Origin of the sequence: Kitasatospora sp. NPDC057198 (assembly GCF_042670125.1) — a bacterium.
In the GTDB taxonomy this organism is placed as follows: domain Bacteria; phylum Actinomycetota; class Actinomycetes; order Streptomycetales; family Streptomycetaceae; genus Kitasatospora.
Map to the genome: position 1 here is coordinate 21388 of NZ_JBHUWH010000049.1, position 6254 is coordinate 27641.

General features: G+C 71.4%; 9 protein-coding genes and 1 tRNA gene. 5 read left to right on the forward strand and 5 right to left on the reverse strand.

Annotated elements, in window-relative coordinates; all coding sequences use genetic code 11:
* Positions 1-80: 80 nt before the first annotated feature.
* The 3 genes from ACFUEL_RS08755 to ACFUEL_RS08765 are packed head-to-tail and all read right to left on the reverse strand — an operon-like array spanning position 81 to position 827.
* Entirely contained in the window at positions 81-359 is a 279-nt protein-coding gene (locus ACFUEL_RS08755; RefSeq protein WP_380235336.1) for a hypothetical protein, read from the reverse strand.
* Positions 356-670, reverse strand: coding sequence for a hypothetical protein (locus tag ACFUEL_RS08760; protein WP_380235337.1), 315 nt, complete (start codon positions 668-670; stop codon positions 356-358). Before ACFUEL_RS08760 ends, ACFUEL_RS08755 begins: the two co-directional genes overlap by 4 nt.
* 16 nt (positions 671-686) lie before the next feature.
* On the reverse strand, positions 687-827 hold the full coding sequence (locus ACFUEL_RS08765) for a hypothetical protein (RefSeq protein ID WP_380235338.1): 141 nt from the start codon (positions 825-827) through the stop codon (positions 687-689).
* Between the two features lie 308 nt (positions 828-1135).
* Between ACFUEL_RS08765 and ACFUEL_RS08770 the strand changes: the two genes are divergently transcribed.
* Positions 1136-1966, forward strand: a complete 831-nt coding sequence (locus ACFUEL_RS08770) for a helix-turn-helix domain-containing protein (protein WP_380235339.1) — start codon at positions 1136-1138, stop codon at positions 1964-1966.
* Positions 1963-2157 carry a DUF397 domain-containing protein gene (locus ACFUEL_RS08775; protein ID WP_380235340.1) on the forward strand — a complete coding sequence of 65 codons (195 nt, stop codon included), beginning with the start codon at positions 1963-1965 and terminating at the stop codon, positions 2155-2157. Before ACFUEL_RS08770 ends, ACFUEL_RS08775 begins: the two co-directional genes overlap by 4 nt.
* 63 nt (positions 2158-2220) lie before the next feature.
* Here ACFUEL_RS08775 and ACFUEL_RS08780 read toward each other — a convergent pair whose 3' ends face one another.
* Together ACFUEL_RS08780 and ACFUEL_RS08785 are read right to left on the reverse strand one after the other, a co-directional pair.
* Positions 2221-2856: a pentapeptide repeat-containing protein gene (locus ACFUEL_RS08780; protein ID WP_380235341.1), complete on the reverse strand. Its 636-nt coding sequence runs from the start codon at positions 2854-2856 to the stop codon at positions 2221-2223.
* Between the two features lie 2 nt (positions 2857-2858).
* Positions 2859-4025, reverse strand: a complete 1167-nt coding sequence (locus ACFUEL_RS08785; protein ID WP_380235342.1) for a low temperature requirement protein A — start codon at positions 4023-4025, stop codon at positions 2859-2861.
* 547 nt (positions 4026-4572) lie between these two features.
* Here ACFUEL_RS08785 and ACFUEL_RS08790 point away from each other — a divergent pair.
* From ACFUEL_RS08790 to ACFUEL_RS08800, 3 genes are all read left to right on the forward strand, one after another.
* The gene (locus tag ACFUEL_RS08790) at positions 4573-4935 is read left to right on the forward strand and encodes a nitrite reductase (NAD(P)H) small subunit (protein WP_380235343.1); all 363 of its coding nucleotides are present in this window, start codon (positions 4573-4575) and stop codon (positions 4933-4935) included.
* Between the two features lie 180 nt (positions 4936-5115).
* Positions 5116-5874, forward strand: a complete 759-nt coding sequence (locus tag ACFUEL_RS08795; RefSeq protein WP_380235344.1) for a DUF4239 domain-containing protein — start codon at positions 5116-5118, stop codon at positions 5872-5874.
* A 73-nt stretch (positions 5875-5947) separates the two neighbouring features.
* A tRNA-Lys gene (locus ACFUEL_RS08800) sits at positions 5948-6021 on the forward strand.
* Positions 6022-6254 lie beyond the last annotated feature (233 nt).

Sequence of the window (6254 nt, forward strand, 5' to 3'; positions counted from 1 at the left end):
ACGACACCCCGACCGCCCCCCCTGGGTGTGATTCGCCTCACGTAGGTTCGCGGATCGCACGCGAGCGGCCCGCCGACCCCCTACTCGGCGCGGACTTCGCTCCAGACGGTTTCGCGCGGGGTGCCGTTGTTGCGGGAGGGCGGGGAGTACGTGTGGCCCCAGCGGTCGCCGAGAGCGAGGGCCTTGAGGACGGCCCGGTGGTCGTCGGGGCCGTCGGCGGAACCGTCGGCGGGGCGGACGATGGTCAGCTCGACGCGGTAGCCGTCGGGGACGACGGTCAGTCGGGCCTCGCCGGCACCAGCCTTGGCGAGCTGCTCGGCGATCTCCCAGGCGCGCTGCCGCAATACGTCACCGCTCACGAGGTGGCTCCCAGCTCCGGGGCGGCCGTTCGGGCGGGCGCGGTGAACTCGCCGCGCAACAACGCGAGTTCGACCAGCGCCTCGGCGAGCCGCTGCGCCCACGGCAGTCCGGCGTACCCCAGCGCGAGCCCGGCGGCCTCCGGCGCGACATCCTCGCGGTAGACCGGCGAGAGGCCGGGCGGCGGGTCGAGGCGGGCGGCATGGAAGGCGCGCTCCAGCGAGTCGGCCGCCCGCTCGGAGTCGGCGAACCCGCCGCGCAGGAAGCGTTGCAGGACGTCGACGGCCACCAACGGTTGTCCGGCGTACAGCACTTGGATCCTTTCGGGGTCAGGCCGCGTCTTCGCGGGCGGCGGCGGTGCACAGGGGGCAGCGGCAGGCCGGCCAGGTCAGCGCCGAGACCAGCGGCAGGTGCTGGTCCTCGTCGGAGGTGCAGGAGGAGACCTCCACCCGGCTGCCGTCGGGTCGCAATCGGTAGACCCGGATGGTCAACTTCGCTGCTGGGGTGGGGTATTGGGGACGGGAGGCGCCGGGGCGCCGCAAGGACCGCTCGGTTTCCGACACTTGGCTCCTGGCCTCGCTACGGGTCCCGGTGGGACGGGTGGTTGTTTCGTCGTGGGCCGACCGCAGATAGCTGCATCAGCCACCGAAGGAGTTGCGGAACCGGCGCGCACCGCACCGATCACTCCGCTCCGTAGCGGTTTCGCTACCGGGAGCACTGACTGTCCCGTAGGCTGGATCAGTCTTCAAGTTTGCAAAACCGCAAGAATGGGGGCGCGTTGAACATCAAACCGCTGACGCCGGAGGCTTCCCCGCGCGAGGCATTCGGGGCTGAACTCCGACGTACACGCGAGGAACTGGGGATCTCGCAGAGCCAGTTGGCCGCCCGCACGGGCTACTCGCCGGGGCACATCTCGTCCGTGGAAACCGGCCGCAAACCGCCGACTTTGCCGCTGGCTCGAAAATTCGACCAGGTGCTCGAAGCCGGAAAGAAGTTCTCGAACCTCTTCCTGGACGTGCGCACGAGCAGCCTGTTGCGGGGGTTCAGCCACTACATGACCTTCGAAGCGAAGGCGGCCGAAGTACGGGTGTTCGAGATCGGCATCATCCCGGGCCTGCTCCAGACGCCGGAGTACGCGGCCGAGTTGGCGGGTGCCGCCGTGAGCCGGGGGGCCATCACCCAGGACCAGGCCAACGAGCGGCTCCACGTCCTGGCCAACCGTCAGAAGCTGCTCACCCGGGAGCCGCTGGCCCCTCAGCTGTACGTGGTGCTCGACGAGAGCTGCATCCGGCGCCCGATCGGCGGGCCCGAGGTCATGACGGCCCAACTCGACCGCCTGCTTGAGGTCTCCGCCCTGCCGAACGTGACGCTCCAGATCGCCCCGTACTCCATGGGCGCGAACCGGAGCCTGGACCTGACGGTCAACCTGCTTCGGATGCCGGACCACTCGGTGGTGGCGTACAGCGAATCCGCCCAGGAGGGACTGTTCGAGCGCGATCCCGCAGCCGTGCAGCCCCTGCTCGTCGCCTACCATCATCTCCAGGTAGAAGCGCTGACCCAGGCGGCATCCCGGGCGCTGATCAGCACAGTGCGAGAGGAACTGCAGTGACCGACCCCCAGTGGTTCAAGTCCAGCTACAGCAACAACGGCGGCACCTGCGTGGAGATCGCCGCCAACATCCCCGGCACCGTCCCCGTCCGGGACTCCAAGGACCCCGAGGGCGGCTCCCTCGCCTTCCGCACCGAGACCTGGAACGCCTTCGTCTCCAGCGTCGTGGCGGGCGAGTTCGGGGCCGTCTGACCGCACCCGCCTTCCACGCGGAAGCCCGGACCGCTCCTCCCCGAGGGGTCCGGGCTTCCGCGTTCAGTCCTTCACGGTGATCCCCAGCGCCTGCGCGAACTGCGGTGCCAGATCCAGCAGTTGCGTCGTCGAAATCAGCGCGCCGCGCAGCCCGAGGTGCCCGTCCGGGAGGCCGAGGGCTGCTGCGCCGCGCAGGTCGGTGTTCTTCAGGGTGGCGCCGCGCAGCCGGACTTCGTCCAGGGTGCTGCCGGGGAAGGAGACGTCGGTGAGCTTGGCGTCCGACAGGTCGACGTCCCGCAGCAGGCAGTCCTCGAAGACCGCGTCGCGCAACACCGCGCCGCGCAGGTTGACCGCCTCCAGCTTGCACTGGCGGAAGACGGTGCGCCGGATCGCCGAGCCGTACGCCGAGATGCCCGCCAGCACGCTGCCCTCGACCTGGGTGTCCTGCCACTCGCTCTCCGCCAGGTCGACCCCGACCATCCGCGCCCCCTGGATCCAGACCTCGTTGAGCCCGGCCCGGCGCAGTTTCGCCTCCTCGACCCGCACGCCGGTGAACGCGCACTCCAGGAAGTGCGCGCCGCCGAACTGGCCGGTGAGGGCGAGGTCGTCGAAGTGCACGGTGTCGTAGCGCCCGTCGGGGCGCAGCAGGCCGGTGTGGCGTTGCAGCAGGTGGGCGTGGGGGAGGTCTTCGAGGCGCACGGTCAACTCCGTTTCGCGGACAGGGTGAGGCCGGCGGCGACGGCGAGCGCCACCAGGAGGCCGGCGATCAGCACACCGGCCTCCCCGGCCAGGGTCGCAGCCAGCACCGACAGTGCGGCCAGCGGCAGGATCGGCTGGGCGGCGCCGCGCTTGTGGTGCCGGGAGTGCAGGGCCCAGACGGTGAACAGGAACAGCGCGGTGGGGACGGTCACGGCGGCGGTCGCGGCCCGGGCGGAGATGTGCGCGGCGCCGACCGCGTGTTCGACGGCGACTTCGAGGCCCGCGCCGATCGCGGCGGCCGCGGCGAAGACCACGTAGTGGCCGTAGCCCCAGGGCAGCGCCTGCCGGTTGCTGCGCAGGTGGTCGTGGGGGCCGCCGGTGAAGTAGATCCACCAGGCGCCGAAGCAGATCAGCAGGCCGCCGGCCGCGATCGGCAGCAGTTCGGCGACGGCGAGGTGCTCGTCCAGGGCGGTCTGGATGGCGACGGTGGCGGCGGCGACCGTCTCGCCCAGCACGATGATGGTGAACAGGCCGTAGCGTTCGACGATGTGGTGCCGGTGCCAGGGCGTCCGCTCGTCCTTCTCGGCCCAGGCCGGGACGGCCAGTTCGGCGAGCACCCCGACCGGGAACAGCGGGCCCTGCGTGCCGTGCGGGAGGAACAGCAGCACCACCCAGAACACCTGCACGAGGGTGATCCCGACGGCGTACCGCAGCGCGCAGGTCCGGGCCGGGCCGCTCTCGCCGCGGGCGGCGCGCAGCCACTGGGTGACCATGGCCAGCCGCATCAGTACGTATCCGGCGACGCCGAGGGCCAGGTCCTGGTCCTCGAAGATCCGCGGGACGCCGGCCGCGAGCACCAGCACGCCGGTGATCTGCACCAGGGTGGTGAGCCGGTAGGGGACGTCGTCGACGTCGTACGCGGAGGCGAACCAGGTGAAGTTCATCCAGGCCCACCAGACGGCGAAGAAGGCCATGCCGTAGCCGGTCAGTGCGTGGGCGACCTTCCCTTCGGCCAGGGCGTGGGCCAACTCCCGTCCGGCCTGGGAGATCGCCACCACGAAGCACAGGTCGAAGAACAGTTCCAGCGGGGTGGAGACCCGGTGGGGTTCGGCCCGGTCGCGGGCCAGCATCCGGCGGACCGGGCGGTAGGGGTCGGGGGCGGCGCTCATCACTCTGCCTTCGGGGGCGGGCCGCGCGCGGCAGGGGGCGGGCGCGGGCGGGGAGTTGGTCACCGGGGATCCTGGCAGCCGGGGGCGGGCCGCGCACGCACCGTGTGCGGCACGCCGGTTGTCCCGGTTACACCCGTTTTGATGAACCGTCATGCAGAGTTGACGCCGCAGTGCGCGATCCGAGTGACAACTTGGCCCATTTCGGCGCGTGTTGCGTCGATTGTCCCGTCTGTCCGAATTGGACCGATAGATTCCTCTGCGGATGGACGGACGACGAGGGCGCTTCGCGGGCAACGCGGAAGGTCAAGGACGAGGGTGGACACGGGGCCGGCTCCCGTGGACCGCAGGACCCGAACTCCTCGTGATCACCGCGCTGCCCGACAGCGCCGCCCGGCGTCCGACCGGCGCCCCGCACCACGGACGGTCCGGCCGGCGGGACGAACGTCCCGCCGGATCGGGCCCTTCCCGCCCTGCCCCGCGCCCGCCCCCGGGCGTAGCGTTCGAAAAGGAGACCCCACTCGCCCACGCTGAGGGGAGCGCCGCCGCCGTGCACCGCACCGACCCGCCCCGCACCGTCGAACTGGGCACGCCGGACGGCCGCTGGATCGCCGTCTGCGACACCCGGGCACTGGAGCTGGAGCCCGACGCCGGCACCGCCGTACTGCTGCCCGGCGGCGACCAGGCCGCGGTCTTCCGCACCGCGTCCGGCGAGCTGCTCGCGGTCGGCAACCGGGACCCGTTCGCGGACGCCTGGGCGATCGCCGACGGGATCACCGGCAGCGTGGACGGCGCGCCGACCGTCTCCTCGCCCCTCCACAAGCGCCTGTTCGACCTGCGCACCGGCGCCTGCCTGGACGACCCGTCCCGGGCCCTGCCGGTGTGGCCGGTCCGACTGCGCCCGGCCGCCTGACCGGACCACCCGAGCGGACCACCCGACGGGCCGCCCGACGGGGCCGCGACAGTCGCACGGCCGGTCGGACTAGCCCCGCTCGCCGCCGCCCGCCGCCGCACGGTGTGATGACCGTATGCGCACAGTCGGACACCGAGGACACCGAGGACACCAGGGGCACCGAGGGCAGCGGGGGCAGGCGTGAACTGGGTCGATGTCGTGATCCTGGTCGGCACGCTGGTGGGCACCGCGGCGGCGATGCTGCTGGTGCAGAAGTACGCGTCCGTCCCGGCCCGGGAGAACTGCAACGACGTGGCCGGGTTCATCTTCGCCGCGGTGGGCGCGTTCTACGCGGTGCTGGTGGCGTTCGTGGTGATCGTGGTCTGGGAGAACACCTCGACCGCGAAGGCCACCACCTTCGAGGAGGCGGACGAGCTGGCCGGGGTGTACTGGATGGCCCGGCAGATGCCGCTGCCCGAGGGCGCGCTGCTGGAGGGGCTGACGCTCGACTACGCGCACGCCGTGGTGGACACCGAGTGGGCGGAGATGACCGGGCACCACAGCGACCCGGCGGCCACCGCGCTGATGTACAAGATCCGCGAGAGCGCGCTCTCCTTCGACCCGCAGGGCGACCAGCAGTCGGCGCTCTACCAGAACGTGATCCAGCACGTGGACGGCCTGGCCAGCAAGCGCCGGGCCCGGCTGAACCTGATCGCCGACTGCGTGCCGCCGCTGCTGTGGGCGTCGCTGATCGCCGGCGCGGTGGTCACCATCGCCTTCACCTTCCTGTTCGGCCTCTCCAACACCTGGGCGCACCTGGTGATGGTGCTCAGCCTGGCCGGGCTGATCGCGCTGTCGCTGATCGCGATCAAGGAGATGAACTACCCGTTCGACGGGGCGAACGCGGTGAAGCCGACCGCGTTCGAGGTGTTCCTGAGCCGGCTGCCGCCGCCGCGCTGAGCGACGCTCCGTGGCCGGGGCGTCACGATTTCGGCGGACGGCCCGGGGCGTGTAGTGTTTCCCGGGTCAGCAGGCGCCGCTAGCTCAGTTGGTTAGAGCAGCTGACTCTTAATCAGCGGGTCCGGGGTTCGAGTCCCTGGCGGCGCACAGACGGTCGAGAGCCTCCCTCCGGGGAGGCTTTCGGCGTTTCCCGGGCCTTCCGGGCCGCTCGGGCCCGGACGGGCCTCCGAGCCCCGGACGGGCCCACCAGCGGGCCCCCGGGTTTCGATCCGGAAAGCCGGTTTCGCCGCAGGTCGGGGAGGGTGTAGTGTTCTCCCGTCAGCACGCGCCGCTAGCTCAGTTGGTTAGAGCAGCTGACTCTTAATCAGCGGGTCCGGGGT